Source organism: Vreelandella sulfidaeris Esulfide1, assembly GCF_054072535.1.
The window spans coordinates 2,956,842-2,981,721 of record NZ_CM133364.1; the positions used below are offsets into that span (position 1 = coordinate 2,956,842).

General features: G+C 47.2%; 28 protein-coding genes and 1 other annotated feature. Of the genes, 8 read left to right on the forward strand and 20 right to left on the reverse strand.

Annotated elements, in window-relative coordinates:
• Positions 1-51: 51 nt before the first annotated feature.
• The 9 genes from ACW44H_RS13840 to ACW44H_RS13880 all read right to left on the reverse strand — a co-directional run bounded on the left by ACW44H_RS13840 (position 52) and on the right by ACW44H_RS13880 (position 8,212).
• Complete coding sequence (locus ACW44H_RS13840; protein ID WP_457505094.1) at positions 52-477, reverse strand: hypothetical protein; 426 nt, start codon at positions 475-477, stop codon at positions 52-54.
• On the reverse strand, positions 467-865 hold the full coding sequence (locus ACW44H_RS13845; protein WP_457505096.1) for a hypothetical protein: 399 nt from the start codon (positions 863-865) through the stop codon (positions 467-469). The genes ACW44H_RS13840 and ACW44H_RS13845 overlap by 11 nt, the downstream gene beginning before the upstream one ends.
• A gap of 80 nt (positions 866-945) precedes the next feature.
• Positions 946-1,698: a hypothetical protein gene (locus ACW44H_RS13850; protein ID WP_457505097.1), complete on the reverse strand. Its 753-nt coding sequence runs from the start codon at positions 1,696-1,698 to the stop codon at positions 946-948.
• A 196-nt stretch (positions 1,699-1,894) separates the two neighbouring features.
• A protein-coding gene (locus tag ACW44H_RS13855; RefSeq protein ID WP_457505098.1) for an IS3 family transposase occupies positions 1,895-3,111 on the reverse strand; the annotation gives its coding sequence in 2 pieces (ribosomal slippage) (positions 1,895-2,826 and positions 2,826-3,111; 1,218 coding nt in all).
• Positions 2,720-2,836, reverse strand: a sequence feature (AL1L pseudoknot). (Overlaps the previous gene by 117 nt.)
• A 12-nt stretch (positions 3,112-3,123) precedes the next feature.
• Positions 3,124-3,735: a hypothetical protein gene (locus ACW44H_RS13860; protein WP_457505100.1), complete on the reverse strand. Its 612-nt coding sequence runs from the start codon at positions 3,733-3,735 to the stop codon at positions 3,124-3,126.
• A gap of 515 nt (positions 3,736-4,250) precedes the next feature.
• A complete protein-coding gene (locus tag ACW44H_RS13865) occupies positions 4,251-4,907 on the reverse strand; it encodes a recombinase family protein (protein ID WP_457505102.1) in 657 nt (218 codons plus the stop codon).
• Between the two features lie 279 nt (positions 4,908-5,186).
• A complete protein-coding gene (locus ACW44H_RS13870; protein ID WP_457505104.1) occupies positions 5,187-5,858 on the reverse strand; it encodes an RloB family protein in 672 nt (223 codons plus the stop codon).
• The gene (locus ACW44H_RS13875; protein WP_457505106.1) at positions 5,851-7,191 is read right to left on the reverse strand and encodes an AAA family ATPase; all 1,341 of its coding nucleotides are present in this window, start codon (positions 7,189-7,191) and stop codon (positions 5,851-5,853) included. The genes ACW44H_RS13870 and ACW44H_RS13875 overlap by 8 nt, the downstream gene beginning before the upstream one ends.
• Positions 7,192-7,558: 367 nt before the next feature.
• Positions 7,559-8,212: an SOS response-associated peptidase gene (locus ACW44H_RS13880; RefSeq protein WP_457505108.1), complete on the reverse strand. Its 654-nt coding sequence runs from the start codon at positions 8,210-8,212 to the stop codon at positions 7,559-7,561.
• Between the two features lie 131 nt (positions 8,213-8,343).
• Here ACW44H_RS13880 and ACW44H_RS13885 point away from each other — a divergent pair, with 131 nt between their 5' ends.
• The 3 genes from ACW44H_RS13885 (at position 8,344) to ACW44H_RS13895 (ending at position 10,271) form a co-directional block, all read left to right on the forward strand.
• Positions 8,344-8,574 (forward strand): DUF1654 domain-containing protein, encoded by a 231-nt coding sequence (locus ACW44H_RS13885; RefSeq protein ID WP_457505109.1) that lies wholly within the window; start codon positions 8,344-8,346, stop codon positions 8,572-8,574.
• Positions 8,575-8,692: 118 nt separating this feature from the next.
• Entirely contained in the window at positions 8,693-9,397 is a 705-nt protein-coding gene (locus tag ACW44H_RS13890) for a hypothetical protein (protein ID WP_457505111.1), read from the forward strand.
• A gap of 67 nt (positions 9,398-9,464) precedes the next feature.
• Positions 9,465-10,271, forward strand: coding sequence for a VRR-NUC domain-containing protein (locus tag ACW44H_RS13895; protein WP_457505113.1), 807 nt, complete (start codon positions 9,465-9,467; stop codon positions 10,269-10,271).
• 427 nt (positions 10,272-10,698) lie between these two features.
• Here the strand turns inward: ACW44H_RS13895 and ACW44H_RS13900 are convergent, their stop codons facing one another.
• Together ACW44H_RS13900 and ACW44H_RS13905 are read right to left on the reverse strand one after the other, a co-directional pair.
• Positions 10,699-11,079, reverse strand: a complete 381-nt coding sequence (locus tag ACW44H_RS13900; protein WP_457505115.1) for a histone-like nucleoid-structuring protein, MvaT/MvaU family — start codon at positions 11,077-11,079, stop codon at positions 10,699-10,701.
• Positions 11,080-11,131: 52 nt separating this feature from the next.
• Positions 11,132-11,347 (reverse strand): hypothetical protein, encoded by a 216-nt coding sequence (locus tag ACW44H_RS13905; protein WP_457505117.1) that lies wholly within the window; start codon positions 11,345-11,347, stop codon positions 11,132-11,134.
• Between the two features lie 432 nt (positions 11,348-11,779).
• On the opposite strand from ACW44H_RS13905, the gene ACW44H_RS13910 reads away from it, so the two are divergent.
• The 3 genes from ACW44H_RS13910 to ACW44H_RS13920 are packed head-to-tail and all read left to right on the forward strand — an operon-like array spanning position 11,780 to position 12,646.
• Positions 11,780-12,178, forward strand: coding sequence for an AAA family ATPase (locus ACW44H_RS13910; protein WP_457505118.1), 399 nt, complete (start codon positions 11,780-11,782; stop codon positions 12,176-12,178).
• A gap of 16 nt (positions 12,179-12,194) precedes the next feature.
• On the forward strand, positions 12,195-12,461 hold the full coding sequence (locus ACW44H_RS13915; RefSeq protein ID WP_457505119.1) for a hypothetical protein: 267 nt from the start codon (positions 12,195-12,197) through the stop codon (positions 12,459-12,461).
• Complete coding sequence (locus tag ACW44H_RS13920) at positions 12,461-12,646, forward strand: helix-turn-helix transcriptional regulator (RefSeq protein ID WP_457505120.1); 186 nt, start codon at positions 12,461-12,463, stop codon at positions 12,644-12,646. The genes ACW44H_RS13915 and ACW44H_RS13920 overlap by 1 nt, the downstream gene beginning before the upstream one ends.
• A 102-nt stretch (positions 12,647-12,748) precedes the next feature.
• Here ACW44H_RS13920 and ACW44H_RS13925 read toward each other — a convergent pair whose 3' ends face one another.
• Entirely contained in the window at positions 12,749-13,909 is a 1,161-nt protein-coding gene (locus ACW44H_RS13925; RefSeq protein ID WP_457505122.1) for a tyrosine-type recombinase/integrase, read from the reverse strand.
• Between the two features lie 284 nt (positions 13,910-14,193).
• On the reverse strand, positions 14,194-14,811 hold the full coding sequence (locus tag ACW44H_RS13930; protein ID WP_457505124.1) for a LysE family translocator: 618 nt from the start codon (positions 14,809-14,811) through the stop codon (positions 14,194-14,196).
• A gap of 201 nt (positions 14,812-15,012) precedes the next feature.
• Between ACW44H_RS13930 and ACW44H_RS13935 the strand changes: the two genes are divergently transcribed.
• Positions 15,013-15,747 (forward strand): YebC/PmpR family DNA-binding transcriptional regulator, encoded by a 735-nt coding sequence (locus tag ACW44H_RS13935; RefSeq protein WP_113269891.1) that lies wholly within the window; start codon positions 15,013-15,015, stop codon positions 15,745-15,747.
• Between the two features lie 10 nt (positions 15,748-15,757).
• On the opposite strand, the gene ACW44H_RS13940 is transcribed toward ACW44H_RS13935, so the two are convergent.
• Positions 15,758-16,612, reverse strand: a complete 855-nt coding sequence (locus tag ACW44H_RS13940) for a mechanosensitive ion channel family protein (RefSeq protein ID WP_457505126.1) — start codon at positions 16,610-16,612, stop codon at positions 15,758-15,760.
• Positions 16,613-16,649: 37 nt separating this feature from the next.
• Positions 16,650-17,804 (reverse strand): hypothetical protein, encoded by a 1,155-nt coding sequence (locus ACW44H_RS13945; protein WP_457505128.1) that lies wholly within the window; start codon positions 17,802-17,804, stop codon positions 16,650-16,652.
• A 178-nt stretch (positions 17,805-17,982) separates the two neighbouring features.
• On the opposite strand from ACW44H_RS13945, the gene ACW44H_RS13950 reads away from it, so the two are divergent.
• Complete coding sequence (locus tag ACW44H_RS13950; protein WP_113271120.1) at positions 17,983-18,249, forward strand: hypothetical protein; 267 nt, start codon at positions 17,983-17,985, stop codon at positions 18,247-18,249.
• A 97-nt stretch (positions 18,250-18,346) separates the two neighbouring features.
• Here ACW44H_RS13950 and ACW44H_RS13955 read toward each other — a convergent pair whose 3' ends face one another.
• The 5 genes from ACW44H_RS13955 to dbpA all read right to left on the reverse strand — a co-directional run bounded on the left by ACW44H_RS13955 (position 18,347) and on the right by dbpA (position 24,836).
• Positions 18,347-19,354, reverse strand: coding sequence for a zinc-dependent alcohol dehydrogenase family protein (locus tag ACW44H_RS13955; protein ID WP_457505130.1), 1,008 nt, complete (start codon positions 19,352-19,354; stop codon positions 18,347-18,349).
• Between the two features lie 27 nt (positions 19,355-19,381).
• Positions 19,382-21,295: an ABC transporter ATP-binding protein gene (locus ACW44H_RS13960; RefSeq protein ID WP_457505132.1), complete on the reverse strand. Its 1,914-nt coding sequence runs from the start codon at positions 21,293-21,295 to the stop codon at positions 19,382-19,384.
• 87 nt (positions 21,296-21,382) lie between these two features.
• Positions 21,383-22,405 carry an AbrB family transcriptional regulator gene (locus ACW44H_RS13965; protein ID WP_457509040.1) on the reverse strand — a complete coding sequence of 341 codons (1,023 nt, stop codon included), beginning with the start codon at positions 22,403-22,405 and terminating at the stop codon, positions 21,383-21,385.
• 124 nt (positions 22,406-22,529) lie between these two features.
• Positions 22,530-23,405, reverse strand: coding sequence for a PA4780 family RIO1-like protein kinase (locus tag ACW44H_RS13970; protein ID WP_457505134.1), 876 nt, complete (start codon positions 23,403-23,405; stop codon positions 22,530-22,532).
• Positions 23,406-23,438: 33 nt separating this feature from the next.
• On the reverse strand, positions 23,439-24,836 hold the full coding sequence (gene dbpA, locus ACW44H_RS13975; protein ID WP_457505136.1) for an ATP-dependent RNA helicase DbpA: 1,398 nt from the start codon (positions 24,834-24,836) through the stop codon (positions 23,439-23,441).
• Positions 24,837-24,880 lie beyond the last annotated feature (44 nt).

Consider the following 24,880-nt stretch of genomic DNA (forward strand, 5'->3'; position numbering starts at 1 on the left):
ACCATATACTGGGGAACCTAGCATGGTCCACGTGCAGCAAAATATTATTTTTTATTTGATGTCTTTAATGTTATCGAACGCCTCTTTAGGTGTGAAAATACCGGCACCGATAAAAAGTATTAAAAATAAACCAAACGCTGAAATTATTGTAATTGTTGTGTCTTTAAACCTAAGGTGCGTACACATCACAGCGATAGTTGAGAAAAGAAGGCCAACAACAAAAAGATAAGCCGAAGCACCCTGTGATGGTTCGTAAAACTTCATGAACGCTAAAATAACGAAAACTGCAATAATTGAAATAACCATACTTATCAATGGCCAGTCAAATTTTATCTTAGAATTTTTCGGACTAGGCGTTATTTGGGCTTTCAACAAATTACCATCAAAGTTGTGATTTTCAGCAAAATCTTTAATCACACGAATATCTTCAGCAAGCTTAGCAATCTGATCGACGGGGATGTCTCTTTTACCTGTCATTACGTCCACTCCCCTGTGACGTAGACACTACTCTTCTAACATCTTCCAGAACAGCGCTTCCTGACCATGCTTCAGGGTGATCTTCACCTTTTATAACAACGATCCTATTTCCTTCTAGGTATAAACTTGTACCGGAAAACTTTACCCCCTCAATATTGCCACCGACCAACTTCTGAGGTATCTCAGAAAGGACGCGACCAATAGTTGGTCTTACCTTTCCAATAAGCTCAGTATCATCTCCTTGGTTATTCAGGAAAAATTCAAAAACTGCTCCATCGCCTTCAACCGGATGTGCTACTGACCTTACCACTATTCCTTTAACAAGAAATGCGTTTATATTACGCTTAAATAATTCGACGTATTTTTTTAATCTTGAATTCTTTTTCATACATTCACTTTAGTAAGAAAAAACAACAGTGGTAACGAGGTGTAGCTTGTTCTTCGTCCCGCTGACCGCTTTGAAATAAATTAATTGGGAACTATCGAAGACAGCTCTCTCGAAATCTGGATTTTATAATGCCTCTGAAGTTCACTAACGTTGATGCCCACAACCTTGCGTACTGCACCTAATGAGTACTCCAACTCTTTCACAGATGGATTGACCGAGGTCGTATTCATATAGTGGCGGCAGGCTTGAATAATGGAAGGAACGATAACTGCTAAAGGCGACTCCGGAAAAATTTCACCCCTCAGGGCAGTCAATGAAGTTCTAAGCTCCTTCAAAGAATCTAATACGTACTCACCATTTTCATTTTGGAAAGATTCGAAGAAGGCGCCGCGATCCTCAATAAGATGAACAACTCTACGGGCCAAGTCTTCATCACTGCTATGATCTAGAAACTGTAAGATCACTCTCTTTTCACCTTCTAAGCACTCTTTCATCAGCGCTTCATGGTCTCTCTTCCACTTTCTCAATTCGGTCTCGCGATACCCATCCCCTCCATTCTTATCGATAAGGGTAGCGCAGGACGCACAAAGCCAAATTGCATTATTTATACTTTTTCTTTCAGAAGGTGTTTGAGACATAACATATCGAGAACCACCAGATGAAGCCGCGCAAATGTGGGCTGCTTCACCTATTTTGAGTGATAAATGAGGGGCGCCTTGATCAGGTCCAATCGTAATCCGATGGCAGCCAGGGTTACTGCAGAAAAAAGCTGCTCTTTCAGCAACCTTTCTCACAGTGGTCACACTAAAGTTGTCACGGTGATCTTTGCTCATATCCACATCTGCTTGAGTTTTTGGGACTTCTACTGTGCAAATTGTTCCGCTTGGGTGCAGACTCTGTAACTACAACGGCACCGGAGGTTTGGAGTTTGGCCTTTTAACATCTCAAAGCGAAGCCGCATAACTGTAGGCCTCGGAGATTAAGTCGATGTGAACCGCCCCGGTTATTCCGGAGACCGGTTTGTTTGAGTCAGGCAGCTTCACCCGACTCCTCCAATTGACGATAATACGTCCTTTCTCGTTCTGCTGGTGGAACGTTTCCGATAGGCTCCAGCAGTCGGCGATTATTGAACCAATCAACCCATTCCAGCGTGGCATACTCAACGGCATCTAGTCCCCTCCATGGGCCACGATGATGGATCACCTCCGTTTTGAACAAGCCGATGATGGTCTCTGCCAGCGCATTGTCGTAGGAGTCGCCGGTGGTGCCGACTGAGGCATTGATACCCTCGTCAGCCATACGCTCGGTGTAGCGGATCGAGAGATATTGGCTTCCCCTATCACTATGGTGGATCAACCCTTGTCTGTGTTTTCGTGCCCACAGAGCTTGCTCTAGAGCGTCCAGCACCAGTGCTGTTCTCATCGACGTCGCTACACGCCAACCCACGATACAGCGTGCATAAACATCGATAACGAACGCAACGTAAACGAAGCCAGACCAGGTAGCGACATAGGTAAAATCGGCCACCCAAAGCTGATTTGGACGCATGGCCGTAAAGTCACGTTTCACTAAATCAGGTGCCCGTTTCTGGCCGGGATCACTGATGGTCGTGAAGGGGCGTTGGCCTCGCACCACGCCGCGAATTCCCAGGCGGCGCATGAGCCGCTCTACAGTGCAACGAGCAACATTAACGCCTTCACGGCGGAGTTGCCGCCAGACCTTACGGGCACCGTAGACGCAGAAGTTATCTTCCCACACTCGCTGAATCTCAGCGGTAAGAAACTCATCCTGCCGATACCGGTCTGCCCGCCGTTCAGGATCAGCTTCAAGTGCCTTGTGGTGGTAATACGTCGATGGGGCGATTGGCAGTTGGCTACAAATCGACTCGACCCCGAACTGAGCACGATGCTCGTCGATAAATGACACCATCAATTGGGTTTGCGGTCGAGCTCCGCCTGGGCGAAAAAAGCAGCCGCCTTACGGAGAATTTCATTGGCACGCTTCAATTCGGTATTTTCACGCTCTAGCTGCTTGAGTCGTTCATTTTCAGGCAGGTTAGCCGAGCTATCTTCCTGCGTGAGTTCTGAGCGTTTGCACCAGGCTCTTAAGGTCTCTGGTGTACAGCCAAACTTGCTGGCAATGGAGCAGATCGCCGCCCACTTGGACGGGTATTCGCCTTGCTGTTCAAGGACTAATCGAACAGCTCGCTCCCGGACTTCTGGGGAATATCGTTTTGGTGAGTTCATAACTCCATCCTCTCAAGATATGGAGTCTCCGGTAAAGCCGGGGCGGTTCAATGATTTCCTGAGCATCAATTCTGCTCGATTGGCTATCGTGGTCCACGATGACTCATCTGTAACCAGGCTTCGCAAAAGAATCCCTTTTCCCCTTATTTCTGGCCATAGTAAATACCCGTTTTCGAGATCATCAACGTAGTTGTTGTCGTAAACCCAGACTCCAATAGGAACGGCCGCACCTTTAAGAAACTGAATAATGTTACTGGTGTTGTAGTAGCCGCCGCCCGTCCCCTGAAAAGCCAGAGAGCCTCGATCGAACACAAACCATTCACCCGTAGCGGAAGATTCAAGCACAACACACATCAAGTTGTAGTGAGACGACGGAGAGCGTTCAATCAGCAAGGAGACAACAGGCTGGCTAACCTCTTTTACAAAGGAAGGGAGATCATAGTGTGCATCAAACGTCTTGAAACGACGGATGCGTGCAGGCCTAGATTGCGGTTCAATCAGCTGCTGTGGCTGAGGAGATTGATGTAATTCAGGCATCGGATGACCCTCTGGCTTCAAAACAACTTCGAGCTTGTTCGCAAGCCAGCTCGCGAGAACTCCTAGTCCAAAATCGGTGGGAGTCAATTAGATAATCCCCTAATATCAATAGCTTAGTTTCGACCACTAGGTATTAAGAACGCACATTTCGATATAGAAAGTGCACGAGAGCGTGCTCAGATATTTTATAGCAAGTCGCATTACACCTAACCTACTAAAACAAATAAAACTAAGTATTGCTCGGCAGTATAGCAGCAACCACCTACTCGCTGCATACCACTGAATAACAAGCATGGTGCACTTATCTGCTAGCCCGCTTTGGATTGGAAGCAGCCAAACATACACGATAACAAACGTTTAAAGGTGCAATTTCAAAGGTCTTTTATATATTAATGTATTGCTGACCCTAGTAGGATGTTCGAACTGAATAAAAAAACTCTGTCATATAGGCGTAAATTGATACTGACTGGTGCAAGAGCTATCTCATCTCGAAATTAATCACTTGCACAGCCTGATAGCCCAGCGTATGTCTAAACATTAATCAATATTAAATTATAATTAGATGATGACTCTGTACAGTTTTACCCTAAACAATAAAAAGCCTAACTGATGCGTTTTTCAGCGCGTTGAACGGTACTCACACCACATCCAACGATTTCTGCTGTCTTGCGTATGCTCAGCCCATGACGACGAAGCTCAGCGATGCGTGCATGGAGGGCATCATTTACAGGGCGACCTTTGTAACGCCCTTCCCGCTTTGCTTGGTCAATCCCTTCGCGCTGACGGCGACGACGGTCCTCCCAATCCTTATGTGCGACTGCAGCAAGCATATCCATAAGCATTGAATTAACGGCATCCAACATTCGACCAGTAAAGTCGTCACTGTTAGACATTCGCAGTGCTGCATGACTTGTTGGCAAGTCTAGTGACACTACACGTAGCCCTGCGCTCTGTATTGCACCTTTGAGCCGGTTCCAATCAGGCTTGGTTAAGCGGGTAAGACGGTCGACCTGTTCTACAAGCAAAACATCTCCATACTGTGCATCATCAATCAAGCGAGAGAGTTCGGTACGGTCGACCTTGGTACCACTAGCATTTTCTGTATACCACGCTGCCACCTTGAATCCTTTCTCCTCGACAAATGAATTTAACGTTGCACGAGCACGGCTCGCATTTTGATCATCAGTTGAGGCTCGGAGATAAGCGCGAATAAATATCGACTCTGCCATATGTTCATCTCCAAGCATCAATGTAGTCATTTGAGTGTGTTCATAATACATGTAGTCTTATGGGTTGTAAATGCATATATATGAACACAGCTATACATACACGTGGGGTGTGTTCTCTCAGGTATGCTCAAATGAAATAGTATTTGGAATGCTGAAATAATAACTTTCTACAAAAGTAGCTTAGCGTAATAAAAAAAATCAAGTAAACATAATTATTGGAATTTAAGTTATTAGCAACATAATCAACTACTAATAATTAAGTTTGATAGCCTCTCTTGGATAGTTAGAGAGGCTTCACGAATGGCAATCTTATGCTTTGCTGGCAATATCATCTATTGCATCTAGCAAATCACCAACTGTTGTGAACGGATTTAGAAGATAAGGTTTATCAATATCGAATTCTGAAGAATCAATTGTGGCTTGATTCATTGCTTTAGCTCTCGTTCTTGCGGTGCTAATCTTTGCGCTTATTGCTTCAAAAATTTTAGTGTCAGCTTTCTCGTAATCCTTTATGCCTAGTTTCTTCAAACCGTTTTTTAAGCGGCTATTTTTCAAAAGATCATCATAGCTTAGATATGACGCGTTAAACTTGTCACAAACATGTAGAAGTATCCATAGCTCAAAACAAACATTACTTATGGCGACTTTAACACCATTAGCTTTTGCTTGTGCAAATGCTTGCGCGTGTAAATGATTATCATATTTCGCTGGAGACTCCCTATCATAAACAACCCAAATAGAGTCATGCTCGGGGATATCGCTGTTACGCTTTAGCTTCTTTGCTTCTTTAACCAATTGCACAGGTGTATTTTTGTTTGTCTTTTTGATATCAATTAGCTTCAATCTTCTCAAATTAGGATGTTCTTTATTAACATAGCCGTTTATATATAAAGGCTCAGTCTTAGCGCCTTCACAGAAAATATGAATTACAGGCAATAGCCGTTGCGTATCTTTTTTATTAGTTCCTCTTTTTTTAGGCATCCTTATTCTCCGAGTTCAAGCTAAGAATGTCGCTTATCGCCTTATAGTTTATTTTCGGTATACCTCCAAATCTACCGTCATCGTACCACCTTCCAAAAGGACTATCTATTTTGACTAAATTTTTATCAAAATCTTCTAGTGAAACTAAAGTTGTCACACCTGATTCTTTTTCTGCTATCCACACTTGATCACGTCTCAAGTTTTCCGGAGACATCAAGCTTACATTATGTGTTGAGAAAATTAGTTGCGCACCTTTCGTGTTTAATCTCTCATCATTAAATATTTTGATAATCAATTCGGCCAGATGTGTATGAAGGCTATGTTCAAGCTCATCCAAAATAAGAACACTACCGTCATCGATGGCTTCAATAATCATTGGAAACATATTGAATATTCGCAATGTTCCGTCTGACTCCATTTCTTCCGTAAATTTGCTTGTTTTTCCTTCTTCTCCTTCATGAAAAAAAACAGGCTTTTTCTTAAGGCTTTTTACTAACCTATTCAAAACCTCTTTTGGCAAATCAGTAGGAAATCTAAACCCAGACATATCCCTATCTTCATATTTTACATTATTTATACCTGTATCCACTTTAGATAGTATGCTTGATATTTTTTGAATGTTTTGAGTATTTTCTGTCCATTCAGGCATGTTTACCTGTTGGTTTAAACCGACAAATAACATATCATTTCTGAAATAATTGTAAATATTACGAATTAACTCAGGAGCATCTGCTGAATTTCCAGCTTTAGACAAATAGGTATTATTTTCAAAGAAAGCTATTTTTTTCCTACCACCTTTATACAATCCTCCAAAAGTGATTTCTTCCCAGGAATCATTTTCTTCTCTCGTAAATAAGTTTGCTTTTTGTCTGGATGGATAAAAATCTAATGATTCACCAATAATCTTATGGCTTAAAAATGAAACTTTATAAATATATCTAAGACCATCTTTAGCAAAAAATTCTATTTCAAAAGCAACAGGGGCACTTTCATTTTCATCACATAATAAGTATGGCTCATAGCAAGGAATCTTATCCCCATCTTTCAGGTCACCGCTAATACATGCTATATATTTTAAAGCTTCAAATGCTTTTAAAAGATTGCTTTTCCCAGACGCGTTAGCACCATATATTCCAGCTGTTTTTAAAACACCAATTTTTCCTTGATTAGGATAGGCTACATTACCTGACAAGTGTTCAGACTTACTTTCAGCAAATAAGCTGAAAACTTGTTCATTTTTAATTGATCTAAAATTTGATATTGTGAAATCTATGATCATTTTCAAGTCTCTAAATGATGCTTTACGATGAATTTTCTGCGCAAAAGCTTCCAAGAAATGATTCTAGCATTGTCTTAAGGCGATTGCCTCAAAGAATTTTAGAGTTTCAATACGATCCATCAGCCACCAACGTAAGGCTGACCACCCTTATACACGGCGCGAATCTGTGCCCTGGTGAGGTCGCAGAAATGCTCAATTTAGGCTTGCATAAAACATACGAGCAGATGACTTCATGTGAAGAGACATGTTTTCATTTAAAGCTGTGCAAGGAAGAAAGATTAGACGTTGATAGTGATGGCGTGACGTGTGAATCGATCTGCAACTGATTCATGCAAGCCCACAGCAGAGGTAAAAATCTGATCAGTGCGCCCCCAGCCTGAGACGAGACGAGACGAGACGAGACGAGACGAGACGAGAAACGTTAGGCTGGATTGATCAACTCTTCTCCTTGTCCTTCAGCGGGTTTATTCACTGAGGTGCTGACAGGCCAGTGCTCGATTAATCCAGCATCAATATTCTGTATCATGTTGTGGGTAGTCTCTCGATCCGTCAGATCAGGTGCTAGCCAAGGGGCAAGGCAATCGTCATTAAGTATCAACGACATACGATCATGCGCTTCAGCAGCACTACCACGCGCAGGTTCGGTGAAGATTGCACAGCCTAAGCTTCCATCGCCTCGCTGGGAAAATATACCAGCGAAAAACAAAGGCTTTTCATCAGCACGTGCGAGGAAATGCGGTTGCTTAGGGCTTGTATCTTTGATCCATTCATACCATCCGTTGGCGGGGATCAAGCACCGATGCTTGGCAAAAGCTGACTTGAAATAGCCGTTAGACGCTACTGTCTCAACCCTGGCGTTGATAGGCTGACTGCCCGTTCCTTTTGGCCACGCTGGTCGATACCCCCACCACATATCATCGATAATCGGCGGCTCGTTTTCTGACAGCTGCTTCACGACAGTAATCCATGTGCCGGGAGCAATATTATAACATGGTTGCACTACACGCTCAGGCACAGTCGCGCCGACTACTGTGGCCAACTGTCTAATGGGGTGAATAAAGCAAATCTTCCGCACATGATTGAATGATAGCCGATAAATTGCGCCTCACATCCCGCCGCTTCTTATCAATGCTTGCGGTCTCCCCTTCTGATCGCTTATCGTCTGCCCTTGTACTGTATATATTATCAGTATTTAAGGAGGAGCTTATGTCTAAATCATACGAGCAATTAGTCAAGCGAGTGCAGCGGGCAATCAATAGTCCCGGCGCGCAGTCGAAGCACTGGGTAGAAGTAAAACGTCAGGCCGAGGACGAACCGGAAGACTGGGCAAGGGTGATTTCAGAATTGGGCACTGTCGAGAACGTCACGCTCACGCCCATTGACGATGATGCCGAGCATGTAAGCATTAGCTGGAATCCCGAAGAGTCGATGTCATGAGTATGCATTTAACTGATTTGGGCCGCGTTGTACCATTGTCGTCTAAACGTTAGCTCTTGGCCGAAGCAGGATTACTAGTGCACGCTGCATTATTGCTCACCAGAGTGTAGAGGGAAAAATGGGACAACAAATTGATATAGCAAAATTTATAATGCTAAAAAAGCAGGAGCTTGGCGATGAGGATGACGCCTCAATTGTGAAGCTTGAAGTGTGCACCCAGTCAATTCATCGTTGGCTCCAGTATTGCGAGTATCATTATGTTAACCTTAAGGATGCAGCGAAGGAACCTAACTTGCGGTTTGATAGGATTTCAGTCTATCTACGAGCTGGAGAAACAGTGCCCGTAAGGTATGTTTACGAGGCTAATATTGCTGCGTTTCTCAATAGCTTGCATGCTTTGCTCGATTCATTCCCTTATTTGCTAAACCTCTTCATTCCGGTAAAGGATGATCCTGAGGTTGCAAGCATCAAATGGGAATTAAGCTTCATTAAAAAATATGAACAGATGCCTTTTTATAATGAACTGATAGATTTCTTGATGGATATTACCTTTCATAAAGTGAAGGGTTACGTGAACACCATAAAGCATAAGCACCTCATCAGAATTTCGAATAAATGGGATCACTTGGAATTCGAAGAATATAGCTACAAAAAGCCATGCCGTATTGAGCAGGGGAAACTTATAACTCAGTCCGAGATCGTGGCAGGTGAGAACGTAATATCCTTTATAGAAGAATGTTACAACGAATTAATTCCAAAACTTTTCAACCTTTGTAATAGCGTATTGTATTTTAAAGCTGCGCAACTTGCTAATGATCTATAACCAGTCGCCACAGTTCGCGGTCTGGTGTCACCGTACGCTCGTAAGTTACCGCTCACATGGAGACTGCATGACCAAGCCGTTATCCAAGAATATGATTAACGCATTGCTGGCTTTAAAAAAAGCATCTGAAACCCTGAAGTTAGATAAAGGTACTAACAAGGCGCTTGTCAATCGTGGCCTTGTTGATTCTGATGGCAATATCACGCTGCTCGGATCGATCAAAGCAATGGAGCACCTGCCTCTAAGAGAGCAATGCGGATTAATTTCAATCGAGCTATGCACTAGCCCCTGGGAATCAGGATCATCTCCTGAAATGTACTGTTACAACGCATTTGCTCGCGAAGGTTACATCGGTAGCTATTGTGAAGGCGGTGGAATCGGTACAGCAATCAAGGCACTCTGTCTTGATGCCCTTACTGAAGCTAGTATCTTTTTTGGAACCTGCATCGACGCTAGAGAGGACGCGTGTCTTAAAGGTGTTGCTGGCCTGTCGCACCTCGAGACAGAGAAGCTGGAAAAGGTTCTTAAGCAAATTCAAGAAACACCCAAGGTCAAGTACCTAGCTGCATTCTCAGAGATCATATCTCACAGTGTAATCCACGAGTGGCATCCTGGCCTCAGTATCGAATTCGCAGACGCTTTGTTTGATGCTGTTCCGAAATCACATTTTGAGCGACTTGCAAGATGGATTTCTAAAGCTCATGACCACCGCAACGGGTGGCCTGATTTGACTCTTATAAAAGATGGTCGTTTAAAATTCGTCGAGGTTAAAACGAGGGACAAGCTTCACCGCAGCCAGCTCGTAACTATTCCGGCGTTAATTCGAGAGATTGGCGCTGATGTTTCGGTTCTCCAACTGGTGAGAGCTAAGTAAGCCATGCATGCGACAAGCGCATGATGGGCGGCGTTATAGAGCATTTTTTACACACATAAATACACACTATGTAAAAACAAATACACTACATAAATATAACCTTAACAGGGTATTAAATCAGGCATTTATGAAATTGCATAGCAATTACTATATTCCCCTTCGTGTGGTTTATAAATTGAAATAACTGCACTATAAAACAGCAGATAACCATAACTATGGAGGGCATTAATTATTGGCAGCAACAGACATAGCAAGGTTATAAGCTGTACATCGTTCTAAAGTAGATCGAATGGTATTAGAAAATTCGTAATTCGCAGTATTATACTAATTCGGATATGGAAAACGTTTCAATAAAGATGATGTGCTGAATTATATACAATGCAAGCGCACATGAAAAATCCCCGCTGGGGGGCTTTTTCATATGTGATCATTCTCGCTCTTCAACAACCCAGCCCACAACTTCTTCATTGCCATGTTCAGCTTTCCATTCTTGTATTTTCTTATTGTTTCCACCTCGGGTTTCAACAAATTCACCCGTATGAGGATTTTTGTATACTTTTAAAGTACGTTTCTTTCGTCCGTCATCTTTGTTTATAGCTTTCTTCCCGCCCTTCTGCGCTGTGTAGCTGTGGTCAAGCATCTCACAAACATCACGTGAAACTTTACCGTATTCAGTCATCAAACGCGTAAGTGCGTCTTTAAATTCTAACTCTTGCTTCAGTTCTTTGTTATTTTCAAGCGCTTGAAGCTCTTCTTGAAGCTGCTTCAACAGCTTTTCTTTTTCCATATAATTGCTTAATACTGACATTTGCTCACCTTATCATTTTGAATTAATTTCAATCACATGTTTGATATTAATATTAGAATTGCAAAGGCGCAAGATGATAAGCATCAGCAAGATCATATCTGCCCTTGGTTTTCCCGATTTTTGACAATTGTTCACGATCATCTGCTGGTACTGCATCAAGCATCATTTGCTTATCTGCCCTTCCCGACGTTGTAGCGGCTTTTTTAAGCGCTGTGGGTGCTATTACAGCAACATCTATAGATGCATGCATTAATCGATTAATTATCACATAATGAAGCCCTGCAAGCGTTCGTGTCGCTTGCCCGATGCTTGTGCATAGCTAACCTCTACACGCACTGATGACACGCGGTACCAGCCACACAGAAATTCAATCCTGCTAGCGATCTCTGCAACACGTTGAAGCTGTCCAGCGCGTCTATTTTGTTCAATTTAGTCTCTATAATCTCGTGATGGATCATCACTTGAGAATCATTATTGAATATCACAACTCCTGTTTTTGTTAGTGATTGATCGATACCAGTAGTTTTTTCCATCTTCTATTTAAATTTATTCATTATGTAAAGCTCCAGAATGTGGCGCTATTTAACGAACTTTCGGCGGATATAAATTATACTTAAGATTTAACTATTGACGCTTAAAATCATACTAGTATAACTTACCCATCACTTAGTGACATCATCAAAAACCAGGAACTTAAAACATGAAAAATGATATTAAGCTTTTTATTATTCGCGGCATCCCTGGTTCGGGTAAAAGCACTACAGCATTGCGCATGCTTAATGAAAATATTGTTGATATTCATGTTGAAACTGACATGTATTTCACTGATGAAGATGGCAACTATCATTATGATTACAAAAAGATAAGGTCAGCTCATTTGTGGTGTATGTCTAAGACACTTGATGCGCTTTCGAATAACAAACGTGTTGCAGTATCAAATACGTTTGTTACAAAAAAAGAAGCTCTTGCTTATATCAACATATGCAAACTAAACAATATAAAATATAAGATTTTGAATTGCAACGGTAATTACAAGAACATACATGGGGTATCTGATGAGAAAGTAGCGCAAATGAAAGAGAGATTCCAGACACTTTAGATTGAGGTGAGTTAAAATGATTGATGAACATGAAATCATATGTTATTCGCAAGCAAAAATCAGGAAATTGAAATTCTATTACACGGGTAAAGCTTGTAAATACGGACATAGAGCACAACGCTATACTGTAGATAAACACTGTGTTGTATGTAAGAAAATTAAAAATCGAAAGTATTTAATTGAGGGAGGTTATGCACGAAAATATTATCGAGATAACCTCGATCATATAAGTGAGTATAGTAAAAAAAGATATTTGCTTAAAAAATTGGCGGGCGATACATAATGGATAAAGACATATATCTAATAACTGTTAGTCAAACAGCTAATTTACTAGCTGTTCATAGATCAACGATATATCGACTGCTAAGAAACGATGACGAATTCCCAAAAATTTATGATTTTCGTTTCGGTAAGCGTTTCAATAAATACGATGTTATAGAGTACATCAATAGTCGTAAAGCTGCCTAGAGTATCTAGTGTCAGATTTAGTGAATGGTTATAATAGTGGATACTTACAAATGAAAATGCCCCATCAAAGGGGCATTTTCTGTTATGGCTTTTATCAAGTAATTATTTTGCTGTTGCTTCTTGTACTATGTCTTTAATGTAATCGCTCCATGTTTGCAACATGACACGTCGTTCATCAAGATAATCGGCGTGGTTATAGCTACCACGAACTTTGTCTGAAGATGAATGAGCTAACTGTTTTTCAATAATATCTGATCTATAACCCCACTGGTTCAGCATTGTACTTGAAGTGGCGCGGTATCCATGAGGGCTAAATTTTAAATCACGCAACCAAGGTCGTGTTACTAATACAGCAGCATATACAGTAGTCAAACTCATGTTTTTATTTTTATCCCTAGGATGTGGAAAGACATACTCACTATCACCGGAATATTGTCTCATTTCATTAAACAGCTCGATTGCATAATCAGATAGCGGTACGACATGGGCTATTTTACGTTTCATGCGCTCAGGCCCAATTACTAAAATTTTCTTGTCAAAATCGATATCGCTATATTTCGTTTTGAATAGCTCAGCAGTACGCAGCATTGTCAAGACTAACAATCGATTTGCTATCTTCGTGCGATGCTGCACAGTTGAATTTTCGAACTCATTAAACAGTCTTTTCAACTGCGCATCATTCAAAGCAACTGAATGTTGAATTTGTGGACGCACTACATCAACTGACAATGTTGGGTCTGTTTCACAATTCAAATTACGGATTGCATACTTAAAAATAGAATGTAACCAGCCCTTCACTTTAACTGCCATAGTAGGCGCGCCACGTTCTTCAAGCGGTCGAAATAACAAGTACACGTCTTTAGATGTGACAGCAGCTATATGCTTATTCCCAATGTAAGGATATATGTCATTTTCTAACGATACCCGTATTTTTCTATTATGTTCGTCAGAGTATTTTGCTTGGATACTATCGAACCACTTTTCCGCTACATCACGAAATTTCTCATCAATACGATCAATTGCTGATTCAACTTGATCTTTTCTGATCTGTTTAGCAGCTACAAATGAACGCGCTTCAGCTAACGATACAGCCGGAAATGCTCCAATTTTGTGAAACGTGTCCTTAGGCTTACGTATGCGATGTAAAAACGTTTTTGTGCCCGTCTTGCGTACAAGCAAATACAAACCATTCCCATCATGTATTCGATAGTCTTTCTTATCTGATTTTAGATTTTTTATCTGCGTTGCCGTCAATTTACCCATCGCCGTACCCCTAGAATTTGTGGACTATTATATGGAACATTTTGGGCATATTACACATCTCATACCCCATTTGTACCCCATAATTTCTAAGATGCACGGCAACACCAAAAACACTCTGCGACAAACACATATATATTAAATTATATAATTCATATACTTACCGATATATTTGTGTTGCATACTGTAGCTACAGAACTATGTGCAAGTCTTGGTCGTAAATTTGCATCACTCGGCCCCACAAAAACCCAAACGGCATAGCTATCACCATGCCACGCCTTAGCTTTTTACACCAGCGGCCCGGCGACCACCCTTAGCGCCAGCGCGATGAGTAATACCCCGGTGATGCGGTTGATCCAGTGAGCACGCTGTTGCAGCCAGGGCAAAATACGGGAATGGGAAAGCACAACGGCCACCAGCACGTACCACCCGCCATCAATAATCATCGCCGTTAACACAATAATCGCTTTGGCCAACGCACTCATATCCGGCGTTACAAACTGGCTCAGTAACGCGACAAAAAACAGGATCAGCTTAGGGTTACCAAGCGCAACCAGCACGCCCTCTTTAGCAGCCTGCCCCCGGTTAGTAACAATCGCATCAGGCTGAAAAGCACCCGCTCTACCGGCCCGCAATGCTTTTACACCCAGCCACGCCAAATAGGCGGCACCGCTCCAGGTGATCAGTTGAAACAGGAGCGGAAAACCAGCGATCAGCGCGCCCAGCCCCCACACGGTCAGTAGCGCGTAAAAGCCTACGCCCAGGGTATGAAATATCGCTGCGGTTACACCGTTAAAGCGTCCACCGCCTAGCGTATGGCGCAGCACCAGTGCCAAGCTTGGTCCCGGCGACATAGCGCCCATGGCACAGATTGCGGCGAGTGATAGCCACAGTGTCAACGGCATGTCTGTTTCTCCCTAACGAGTCAATATCACATGGGGGGCTGGCAGCCAGTATACGTTAAGCCAGGCAACACGTCGGCAAGTGTCTATATAACGCTGTTAGCATGGGGCGCTGTTGGGTAAAATATGCTCTTTTCACATTCTTCAAAATCTCCGCCACCTCCACTCACTGCGAGGGGCGTTTGGATACTATAGGACGGCAACATGGGTAGGGCTTTTCAGAACCGCAAGGAATCCATGGCCAAAACGGCCGATGCAAAGACCAAGGTCTACAGCAAATATGGACGCGAAATTTACGTTTGCGCCAAGGCCGGTGGCACCGATCCTAATGGCAATCTGGCGCTACGCGGTTTAATGGAGCGGGCCAAGAAGGACCAAGTGCCTTCTCACGTGATTGATAAAGCACTCGACAAAGCCAGCGGCGCCGGTGGTGAAGATTTCTCAGCCGCGCGCTACGAGGGCTTCGGCCCCGGCAATGTCATGGTGATTGTCGACTGTCTTACCGACAACCCTAACCGTACCTTTGGCGACGTTCGCGGCTGCTTCACCAAAACCAAGAGCAAAATCGGCACCCCTGGCAGCGTTAGTCATATGTTCGACCACTGCGCCATTTTCTCCTTCGCTGGAAGCGATGAAGACGCCGTGCTCGAGGCATTGATGGAAGCCGATGTCGATGTCACGGACATTGAGCAGGAAGGTGATCGAATCACTGTTTTTGCGCCGCATACCGATTACGCAAAAGCCAAACAGGCGCTGTTAGATGCATTCGGCGAGATAGACTTTGAAGCTGACGAGATTCAGTTTCTGCCACAAACTACGACGCCGGTGGAAGGCGACGACGTAGCCATGTTTGAAAAATTCCTCGCCATGCTTAACGAGCTGGACGACGTACAAAACGTCTATCACAGCGGTGAGCTTCCAGAAACCAGCGATCACTAGTACTCACTCACTAGTAATCATTGTTTCTGGAGTATGAGGCTCCCGCCTCCTTGTTGGCATCCAACGCCGCATCCGGTTGCAGCATGGCTGACGGCACCCCTGCCGCACTCAGCAAGGCCTTACCGCGCACGGTGAGGTCGGTAATAAACAGAAACTGCTGGCGGGGGTCCACCGGATAGGCGCGTATTCGGTAATGAGTCCCCCAGGGTTTCTCTTCGGCTACGACAATGACCGGTTGATCGAACTTGAGATAGGCACTGGTCAGCGCAACGTCGCGCAGCGCTTTGCGTACCCAGCCTGCTTCATGTTCAGGATGTAGATAAAAACTTGCTACGCACTGCAGGCTGGTGCCGCCATTATTGGCGTTGTAGACCGCGTGATCCCAAAGTTTTAAATGCGGCACGTAAACCATATCATCATCAGGCGTCTGAATATCGACGGTACGTAAGCCAACGTGCTTGACCTCACCATAAGTATCTTCAATTTGAACCCAATCGCCGGGGCGATAAGGCAGCTCTGTCGCCGAGACAACGCCGGCAATCAGGCTGCTAACGTAATCTTTCATGGCAAAGCCAATGGCTAAGCCCAGCGCCCCCAGCAGGGTGACCATATTGCTCAGCGACGGCTCGATAATAATCGGCACAATGATGGCCAGCGCCGTTATTAAAATCAGTAAGCGCGTCAGTGGCACCAACGCAAATACGCGAAAGCGCAGTTGGCCGTGCAAGCGAGTAGCGAGCCAGTTAAGCCCACGCTGGCTGACAATAATCAGCACAATAGTCCCGACCAGCACCACCCCTAAGGTAATCAGCGCTTGGCTATCGATTTCGTTAAACAGTCGGGCGTATTTGGATTGTTCTTCCATGGTTGCCTCCGTGGGCCAATCACGTAAAGCGGGCTAGTTAAAGAGGATCTACCAGATAATTGCGTGATTGTAGTAATTGGCGAACGCTAGCGTGGCTTAGTGGCGCAACCTGCCACCGCCCTTCGTAGCTTGAGATAATCCCTTTACGCTGCAAAGCTAACCTGGCATTAAGCGCTTCATGGTGTGAGAACGGCAGCACCTTCCCCAGCGAGTGGTCATCCAGCCCACCATGAATCAATAACGCATGCAGCACCAACGTTGCTTTATCACCGGTATTGGTGGAAAGCTCAGCTTCAGCATGGGCATCGAACATCCATAATGCCTCTTTATCGCCAGCGGTCGGCTCACGAAGCCTCTCGCGCCAATAATGCCAAGCAATGCCGATATGACCACGGCAATGGGCGGCTAAGCGCTGCAATTCTTGATTAGGGTGTTTCTCGTTCTTGTCGCGTTTGGCTGTTGAGTCAGCAAGCACCTGTTTGCCAGTGCGGGTGCTGTAGACGGGCGGAGGCTGCCCTCCATGAGTCGCGATTTCTGCGAAATAGCGGGCCAGCTGCTCTCCCTCCATCGATTGCAGCGTATACACTGGCGCGCCGTCGATACCTATTACCTGCTGTAAATAGGCGTAGGTCCAGCTGTCACAGCCAATCACACCCTGACCCAAACGACCGCTTAACGCGCGTTCAAGAAACTCTCGAATGCCCTGGATGCCCTGCGTATGGCGTAAAAAGTAGCGCTGCAGGGCAGGGACTGCCCATTGCCGATGATGGGTACAACGCTCTACCCATTGAGTCCCACCCTCAGCCAGTTCGCTGAGAGTGGGTGGCGGTAAGCAGGCGACACTCTGCTTCTCAGCCCAATGGGTCACCACCGCATCATGACCGCTGTAAGGCGTAGTAATAAAGAAAGTTACCGGCGCTTGCAGGCTTTCAAGCTGTTGCGTTAATGCCCTCGCCGCGGGCGCCCAATCGATAGGAGGCACCAGATGCGCCAACCTTACTTCAGGTAACTTGCGCAGCTCGCTCTCATTTTTTACCTGCTGTTCAGTGTCATCTTTACCCCCCAGCCACGATGAAATAGAGCGTAACGAACGCCGCCACTGGCTTGCCTGGGTCTGCTCGGGGGTATGAAATTGATCAAGCTCGACGACCGACCACAACGGCGTGTCGGCTGATGATGACTGCCCCCCCATGTGCCTATCCCTGTGTCTAGAAATAAAAACACTTTAGCACGGCATTCCCAACGGCTTACCTCACAACCGAACTTATGGTCTAAAATAAAGTTGTTAATAAGCTAAAATAAAATATTAAAAGCAGTATTTAACGCACTTAATGGACGGTTGTAGCAGGCAAAAGCTAAAGGAGAAAGCGATGAGTGTTGTTCATGTCAGTGAAGAAGAGCTGCACGCCAAATTAGAAAAATGCATTGCTGGCGAGCGGCTGTTAATTGAGCACGAGGGTAATCGATTCAGCGCTAGAATTCAGCATGTCGGCTTGTTTGGTGTGAAAGTCATTCCAGAAACAGACATTAAAAACAGCCACCGCACGCCGGGTGAGGTAGAAGGGATCACAGTGCCCTACAAGGAGATACTGGAGCTTGAAGTAAAAGGGGTGGTGTATAGCCGATTGCCGGAATAGTTCAGAGAATAGTCCAGCGCTTGCACGCCCGGCGAACAGACCAAGGCGTGCAAGTTGACTGTCAACGGCTCAGTTGGAAACTGATACGCCAGTTAGCTTAGAACGTTAGGCAAATCTTACCGAAGTGCTGGCCGGACTCCTGATGGCGAAAAGCATCGGCAATGTCGGCAAGCGGGAACTCACGATCAATCACCGGGTGCATATCGAGGGTTTCCAGCGCACGGATCATCTCGATCTGGTGGCGGCGACTGCCCACGATCAAGCCTTTCAAACTCGCCTGCTTGGCCATTAACTTAGCCGTCGGTATTTCACCCTCACGACCAGTGAGGATGCCTATTAGCGCGATATGACCACCAATTTTTATCGCATCAAAGGATTGCGGCAGCGTACCTGGCCCGCCCACTTCGATGATATGATCAACGCCTTCGCCATTGGTCAGCTCTTTCACTCGCTTACCCCAATCAGGCGTCTCTTTATAGTTGATGGTGTGCTCGGCGCCCATCTCACGCAGCCGCGCCAGCTTTTCATTCGACGAAGAGGTTGCAATCACACGCGCGCCCATCATGCGGGCAAACTGCAGGGCAAAAATGGATACCCCGCCAGTGCCCAGCACCAGCACGCTATCGCCTGCTTTAATACCACCATCAACGACCAGAGCCCGCCAAGCGGTTAAACCCGCGGTAGTTAGCGTTGCTGATTCAGCATGGCTGTACCCCTTAGGCTGGTGGGTGAACCATTCGACAGGACGCACGACCTGCTCACGCGCATAGCCATCCACGCCGTCTCCGGGGGTAGTACGAAAATCACCGACTCTTGCAGGGCCTTCCAGCCAATGCGGAAAGAAGGTCGAGACGACGTGATCGCCCACTGCGAACTCGCTTACGCCTTCACCTACCGCTTCAACCACACCCGCCCCATCAGACATGGGAATGCGTTGGTCTTCAGTAGGAATCATTCCGGCGACCACGGCGTAGTCGTGGAAATTTAGCGAACTGGCATGCAGGCGTACACGAATTTCACCCGCCCCCGGCTCACCAGGGCCCTCTACCTGCTGCACCTTAAGATTATCTAGCCCGCCTGGCTGCTGCAATGTAATTACTTGCATTGGATACCTCCCTTTAAACAGTCGATGCTACTGAATAGATGTGAACGTCACGTTAGCAGACGAGGCGTCTTCTGACACGTCCAGCCCCAGGAAACCACCCGATTGCCGCTGCCATAGGCCCGCATAGATACCCCCTTTTGCCAGAAGCTCCTGGTGCGTGCCGGTTTCAACAATGCGGCCTTCATCCACCACGATAAGTCGGTCAAGCATGGCAATGGTGGAAAGACGATGCGCAATCGCAATCACCGTTTTGCCTTCCATCAACGTATCTAACTGCTCTTGAATGGCAGCCTCTACTTCAGAGTCCAACGCCGAGGTGGCCTCGTCCAGTACCAAAATAGGGGCATTTTTGAGCAATACTCTGGCAATCGCGATCCGCTGTCGCTGCCCCCCAGACAGCTTAACGCCCCGCTCCCCCACGTGAGCCTCCAGCCCTCTGCGTCCTTTCGGATCGACTAACTCGTTGATAAAAGTATCAGCATGCGCACGGCACACCGCGTTCCAAACGTCTTCGTCGCTGGCGTGGGGGCTACCGTAACGGATATTGTCACGCAGCGAGCGATGGAGGAGCGACGTGTCCTGGGTCACCATGCCGATCTGATGACGCAAGGAGGTCTGGGTTACCTCAGCAATGTTCTGCCCATCAATCAAAATCCGCCCACCTTGTACGTCGTAAAAACGCAGCAACAGATTGGCCAGGGTCGATTTACCTGCACCGGAACGACCGATCAAACCAATTTTCTCGCCGGGTGCGATGGTCAGGTTTAAACCATCAAACACAGTTTTGCTTTCGCCTTTGGCCTGTTCATAACCAAAGCGCATGGCGTCAAAACGAATTTCCCCTTTGGGCACTTGCAGCGGTTGTGCGCCTGGGGCGTCACGCACCGTTGGCTCCTGGGCAATCGTGTTCATGCCATCCTGAACGGTACCAATATTCTCAAACAGGCCCGCCACTTCCCATAAAATCCAATCGGACATAAAGCGGATCCGCATGACCAGCGCAATGGCAATCGCCAAAACACCCAACGAAATAGCTTCCATGTACCAGGCGCTAATCGCCATGGCCGCTGTACCCACCAATAGCGCCGTGTTCAATAGCGTCAGCCCTACGCTCATGATGGTCACTAGCCGCATTTGGCGGTGAACAGTGACCATAAAGCCTTCCATCGCATCGCGGGCATAGCGCTGCTCACGCTCGGTGTCGGCAAACAGCTTGATGGTTTGGATATTGCTGTAGCTATCGACCACGCGACCCGTCATTTGTGCTCGGGCGTCTGCCTGGGCCATGGAGACATCCCGCAGGCGCGGCACGAAGAAGCGCATAATCGCAAGATACCCCACTAACCAAAGCCCCAGCGGAATAAGCAGCAATAGATCCGCCCGACCCAACAAAAAGGCCGCACCCGTAAAATAGACAATGGCGTAGACCAGCAGCCCCATCACCTTAGTAACGGTTTCACGAATCGCCAGCGCCGTCTGCATCACTTTCTGCGACACTCGCCCGGCAAACTCGTCCTGATAAAACGCCAGGCTTTGGCTCAGCATATGGCGATGCGATAACCAGCGGCCGATCATGGGGTAGTTACCGAAAATACTTTGATGGGTGACCAATGACTGCAGGAGTACCAAGAGCGGCAAACCGATCAGTAGCAACAGCCCCAAGCCTGCAAGCCACCACCCGTTTTCTGCCCAAAAGCCAGCCCTTTCAACGTTGCCCAACCAATCAACTAGCTGGCCCATGTAGCTGAAAAATAGCACTTCGGCCGCTGATACCAGTGCCGTGAATAGCGTCATCAGCAACAGTAGCGGCAGCATCGGGTGGGAGAAATGCACAATAAACGGCATTAAGCCTTTCGGCGGTGTTTTGACATCGCCTTCAGGGTAGGGATTAACCCGCGTTTCGAAGTAACGAAATAGCGGCTGTAAAACACGCGATAGCATGAGACTTCCTTACGTTACTGGCGTTGGTGTTAACGGTCTTTAACTTATTTGCTTACTAAATTGTTTATGTACTAAATTGTTTACGTACTAAGAAGTGGAGTGGCGCAGCAGCCAACGCGCCCAGAACGGGGCAATAATCATCAGCGTGACCATACGCAGCAGGTGATGAAAGGCAACAAATACCGGATCAATATTAAGCGCCACTGCCAGAATCGCCATCTCGCCAATACCACCGGGGGCCAACGCCAGTAACGCCACATCACGCCCGACACCCAACAGGTGGTGAATGAGCTCGGCAAACAGCGCCAACACCAGCAGCGCTAACAGCGTCGCAACCCCTGACTGCCACAAATAACGACCCAGCAGCCTGCGTGTCATGCCCTGAAATCGCGAACCAATGGCACTGCCCAACACCCAAAGCATCACGTTCATGCCCCACCCAGGCAGAGCGAGACTAGCTATATCAAAACCAGATAATAGGGCAGCTATCAGCAGTGGCGCCAGCAGAGCTGAACTAGGGATCCGTAGCCAGCGACCTAATGGCAATATTAGCGGAATCAGCAATAGCATCCAGCCATGCTCCAAGCCGCTATGGACAGGACCAGCACCCTCGCCACCACCCTCATAGGCCCAAAATAGTGGCGGAAGAAAGAGAATAACCAAAATGACGCGCAGCGATTGCGCCACCGCGATTCGCTGTGGGTCACCGCCGCATTTCTCGCCCAGCAGGATCATCGCTGTCATTGCGCCGGGGGAAGCACCAAACCAAGCGCTAACGGGGTCAAACCCGCAGCGGCGATACCAAGCGGCTGCCGCGGCCGTCGAGGCGGCTACCCCAACCAGTAACAGAGCTGCAGAAACCGGCCAGTCCAGTACGCGATGGGCCAACTGCGGTGTCACCTGGCTACCCAGCACCATGCCCATTACCGCTAAAAACACATTACGCAGCGGCTCAGGTATCGCGACCTTCACGCCTTGAGAAGAGACCAATAGATTGGCGATTAAGGGCCCAAGCATCCAGGCAAGCGGCAAACCAGTCAGTTGGAACAGCGCCCCGCCCAATGCACCAACACTCAGCGATGTTGCTAGCGCTTTTGTATTCCCAGCCATGCTTTCTGAACGGCATCCCTTCACGCTTGCTCCTCGCCTTGGTCGTGGCCATAGGCGGCTGCCCGTGACCATTAACCTGCTAAGGATATCGATTTGTGCAGCGCAAGGCTATCGTATGGCCTACTCAGTAAGGCTGCGGAATCTCGCCGTCGTCATCATCGTCACGCAGTCGCGCCTGGCGTTCGGCTTCTTCCTCTTTGGCATCGTCGATGACTTCCATCAGCTCATCGACGTTAGCAATATGAGTGTCGGCATCGAAGTGGCCGGTGAGCTTACTATCCGGATGCAGTTCGCCGGTTTCATACAGTGCCCACATCTCTCTGCCATATTCGGTATTCAGTAGCTTGGGCGCATACTGGCCGAAGTAATTGCGCATGTTATCCACATCGCGATACAGCATTGCGGCCGCGCTGTTATTACCGGCGGCGTCAACGGCCTGGGGCAGATCGATAATCACCGGGCCAGAGGCATCGACCAGCACGTTAAATTCCGACAGATCGCCATGAATCAGGCCTGCGCACAGCATTTTAACCACGTCTTGAATGACCTTGGCGTAGTAGGTCTCGGCCTGCTCTGGGGTAAGCGTGACTTCGTCCAAGCGCGGCGCGACGTTGCCTTCGGCGTCGCTGATCATCTCCATCAACAGTACGCCGTCTACGAAACCATGGGGCTCGGGCACCCGAACGCCCGCCGAGGCAAGACGGTAGAGCGCGTCGACTTCGGCATTCAGCCACGCCTGCTCCTGCTCTTTCTGGCCGTAACGGGTTTTTTTAGCCATCGCTCTTGAGCGGCGGCTATTGCGCTCTTTCCGCCCCTCTTGATACTGAACGGCCTGTTTAAAGCTTCGCTGCTTGGCCTCTTTAAATACCTTGGCACAGCGTACTTCTTCTCCGCAGCGCACCACGTAAACCTGCGCCTCTTTACCACTCATTAGCTGCACTAGCACCTCGTCGATCATTCCATCATCAACAAGGGGCTGTAATCGTTTAGGGATTTTCATGGTTAGCTGCGTCGGCTCCTCTTTGGTACGCGTTCAATAACGGATACGGCGAACACGGAAAGCTCGTCCTTTTAATTTATCACGCTCAAGCTTAGCCTGAGCCTGCTGAATCACGCTGCGCTCAATGGCCACATAGGCACTGCGCGCCAGCACTTTAATCTTACCTACTTGCTCACCGCGCAACCCGCCTTCGCTGGTCAGCGCGCCAAGAATATCGCCGGGGCGCAGTTTATCTTTCTTGCCACCGGCTAACTGTAGCGTCGCCATCGGCGGCTCAAACGGCACTGACTGCTTGGGTTTAGGCAAAGGCTCAGTGGCAATAGGTTGCTCAAGCAAACCTTCCAGTCGCTCAAGACGATAACTCTCTTTGGGGGTCACTAGCGTGCAGGCGATACCACTGGCCCCGGCGCGCCCAGTGCGCCCCACCCGGTGTACGTGAACATCAAGCTCGCGGGCAATTTGGTAATTGAACACCGCATCCAACTGGGCGATATCCAAGCCGCGCGCGGCAACGTCAGTGGCCACCAAAATAGAAGCACTCTGGTTCGAAAATAGAATCAGAATACGGTCGCGGTCTTTCTGCTCTAAATCGCCGTTGAGTGCCACGGCGCTAAACCCAGCATCCGTTAGCTGCTCAGCCACTGCCTGGGTTTCGCGCTTGGTGTTACAGAACACCACGCTGGTAGCGGGCCGATAGAACAGCAGTAGCTGGCGTAATGCATCAAAACGCGCCTCTTCATTGGCAACATTATAAAAGTGCTGTTGAATCGTAGTAGCGTCGTGCACCTCGGCAATTTTAACCATCACCGGCTCACGCATCACGCCCCGCGTCATTGCGGTTAGCCCGCCTGATGCATGCTCATCGGGGAAAGTCGCGCTGAACAGCAGCGTTTGGCGGTCAGTTGGCGTCTCGGCAATGATGTCATCGATGGTCGCTTGGAAGCCCATATCCAGCATACGGTCGGCTTCATCCAACACCAGGGTCGAAAGCGATTCCAGCGTCAGCGACCCTTTGCGTAAATGCTCGTCAATACGCCCTGGCGTGCCTACCACAATATGCGCGCCATGCTCTAGAGAACCAAGCTGCGGCCCAAAAGGAGCACCGCCGCAAAGGGTGAGTATTTTGACATTGGCCATGCCGCGGGCTAAACGGCGCAGTTCTTCCGCCACTTGGTCAGCGAGCTCACGGGTGGGGCACAGCACCAAGCCTTGCACCGCAAAGCTCTCTACTTTCAATTTAGCCAGCAGCGCTAAACCAAACGCCGCCGTTTTGCCTGAGCCGGTTTTCGCCTGCGCCAGCACATCGCGCCCGGCTAGCATGGGCGGTAAGCTTTCCGCCTGCACTGGCGACATTTCATGATAGCCAAGGGACGTAAGGTTGCTCAGCAGAACGTTCGGCAACGCTAACGAGGAGAAAGAGGAGTCAGACACGATATTACCTTGCTTGGGCCGCGATGGACGGCCATCGGAAACAC

Excerpts from the sequence above, each read along its gene's own strand:
- ACW44H_RS13840 (WP_457505094.1), bottom strand. The coding sequence starts at position 477 with ATGACAGGTAAAAGAGACATCCCCGTCGATCAGATTGCTAAGCTTGCT.
- ACW44H_RS13845 (WP_457505096.1), bottom strand. The coding sequence starts at position 865 with ATGAAAAAGAATTCAAGATTAAAAAAATACGTCGAATTATTTAAGCGT.
- ACW44H_RS13850 (WP_457505097.1), bottom strand. The coding sequence starts at position 1,698 with ATGAGCAAAGATCACCGTGACAACTTTAGTGTGACCACTGTGAGAAAG.
- ACW44H_RS13865 (WP_457505102.1), bottom strand. The coding sequence starts at position 4,907 with ATGACTACATTGATGCTTGGAGATGAACATATGGCAGAGTCGATATTT.
- ACW44H_RS13870 (WP_457505104.1), bottom strand. The coding sequence starts at position 5,858 with ATGCCTAAAAAAAGAGGAACTAATAAAAAAGATACGCAACGGCTATTG.
- ACW44H_RS13885 (WP_457505109.1), top strand. The coding sequence starts at position 8,344 with ATGTCTAAATCATACGAGCAATTAGTCAAGCGAGTGCAGCGGGCAATC.
- ACW44H_RS13890 (WP_457505111.1), top strand. The coding sequence starts at position 8,693 with ATGGGACAACAAATTGATATAGCAAAATTTATAATGCTAAAAAAGCAG.
- ACW44H_RS13895 (WP_457505113.1), top strand. The coding sequence starts at position 9,465 with ATGACCAAGCCGTTATCCAAGAATATGATTAACGCATTGCTGGCTTTA.
- ACW44H_RS13900 (WP_457505115.1), bottom strand. The coding sequence starts at position 11,079 with ATGTCAGTATTAAGCAATTATATGGAAAAAGAAAAGCTGTTGAAGCAG.
- ACW44H_RS13910 (WP_457505118.1), top strand. The coding sequence starts at position 11,780 with ATGAAAAATGATATTAAGCTTTTTATTATTCGCGGCATCCCTGGTTCG.
- ACW44H_RS13915 (WP_457505119.1), top strand. The coding sequence starts at position 12,195 with ATGATTGATGAACATGAAATCATATGTTATTCGCAAGCAAAAATCAGG.
- ACW44H_RS13920 (WP_457505120.1), top strand. The coding sequence starts at position 12,461 with ATGGATAAAGACATATATCTAATAACTGTTAGTCAAACAGCTAATTTA.
- ACW44H_RS13925 (WP_457505122.1), bottom strand. The coding sequence starts at position 13,909 with ATGGGTAAATTGACGGCAACGCAGATAAAAAATCTAAAATCAGATAAG.
- ACW44H_RS13930 (WP_457505124.1), bottom strand. The coding sequence starts at position 14,811 with ATGCCGTTGACACTGTGGCTATCACTCGCCGCAATCTGTGCCATGGGC.
- ACW44H_RS13935 (WP_113269891.1), top strand. The coding sequence starts at position 15,013 with ATGGGTAGGGCTTTTCAGAACCGCAAGGAATCCATGGCCAAAACGGCC.
- ACW44H_RS13940 (WP_457505126.1), bottom strand. The coding sequence starts at position 16,612 with ATGGAAGAACAATCCAAATACGCCCGACTGTTTAACGAAATCGATAGC.
- ACW44H_RS13945 (WP_457505128.1), bottom strand. The coding sequence starts at position 17,804 with ATGGGGGGGCAGTCATCATCAGCCGACACGCCGTTGTGGTCGGTCGTC.
- ACW44H_RS13950 (WP_113271120.1), top strand. The coding sequence starts at position 17,983 with ATGAGTGTTGTTCATGTCAGTGAAGAAGAGCTGCACGCCAAATTAGAA.
- ACW44H_RS13955 (WP_457505130.1), bottom strand. The coding sequence starts at position 19,354 with ATGCAAGTAATTACATTGCAGCAGCCAGGCGGGCTAGATAATCTTAAG.
- ACW44H_RS13960 (WP_457505132.1), bottom strand. The coding sequence starts at position 21,295 with ATGCTATCGCGTGTTTTACAGCCGCTATTTCGTTACTTCGAAACGCGG.
- ACW44H_RS13965 (WP_457509040.1), bottom strand. The coding sequence starts at position 22,405 with ATGGCTGGGAATACAAAAGCGCTAGCAACATCGCTGAGTGTTGGTGCA.
- ACW44H_RS13970 (WP_457505134.1), bottom strand. The coding sequence starts at position 23,405 with ATGAAAATCCCTAAACGATTACAGCCCCTTGTTGATGATGGAATGATC.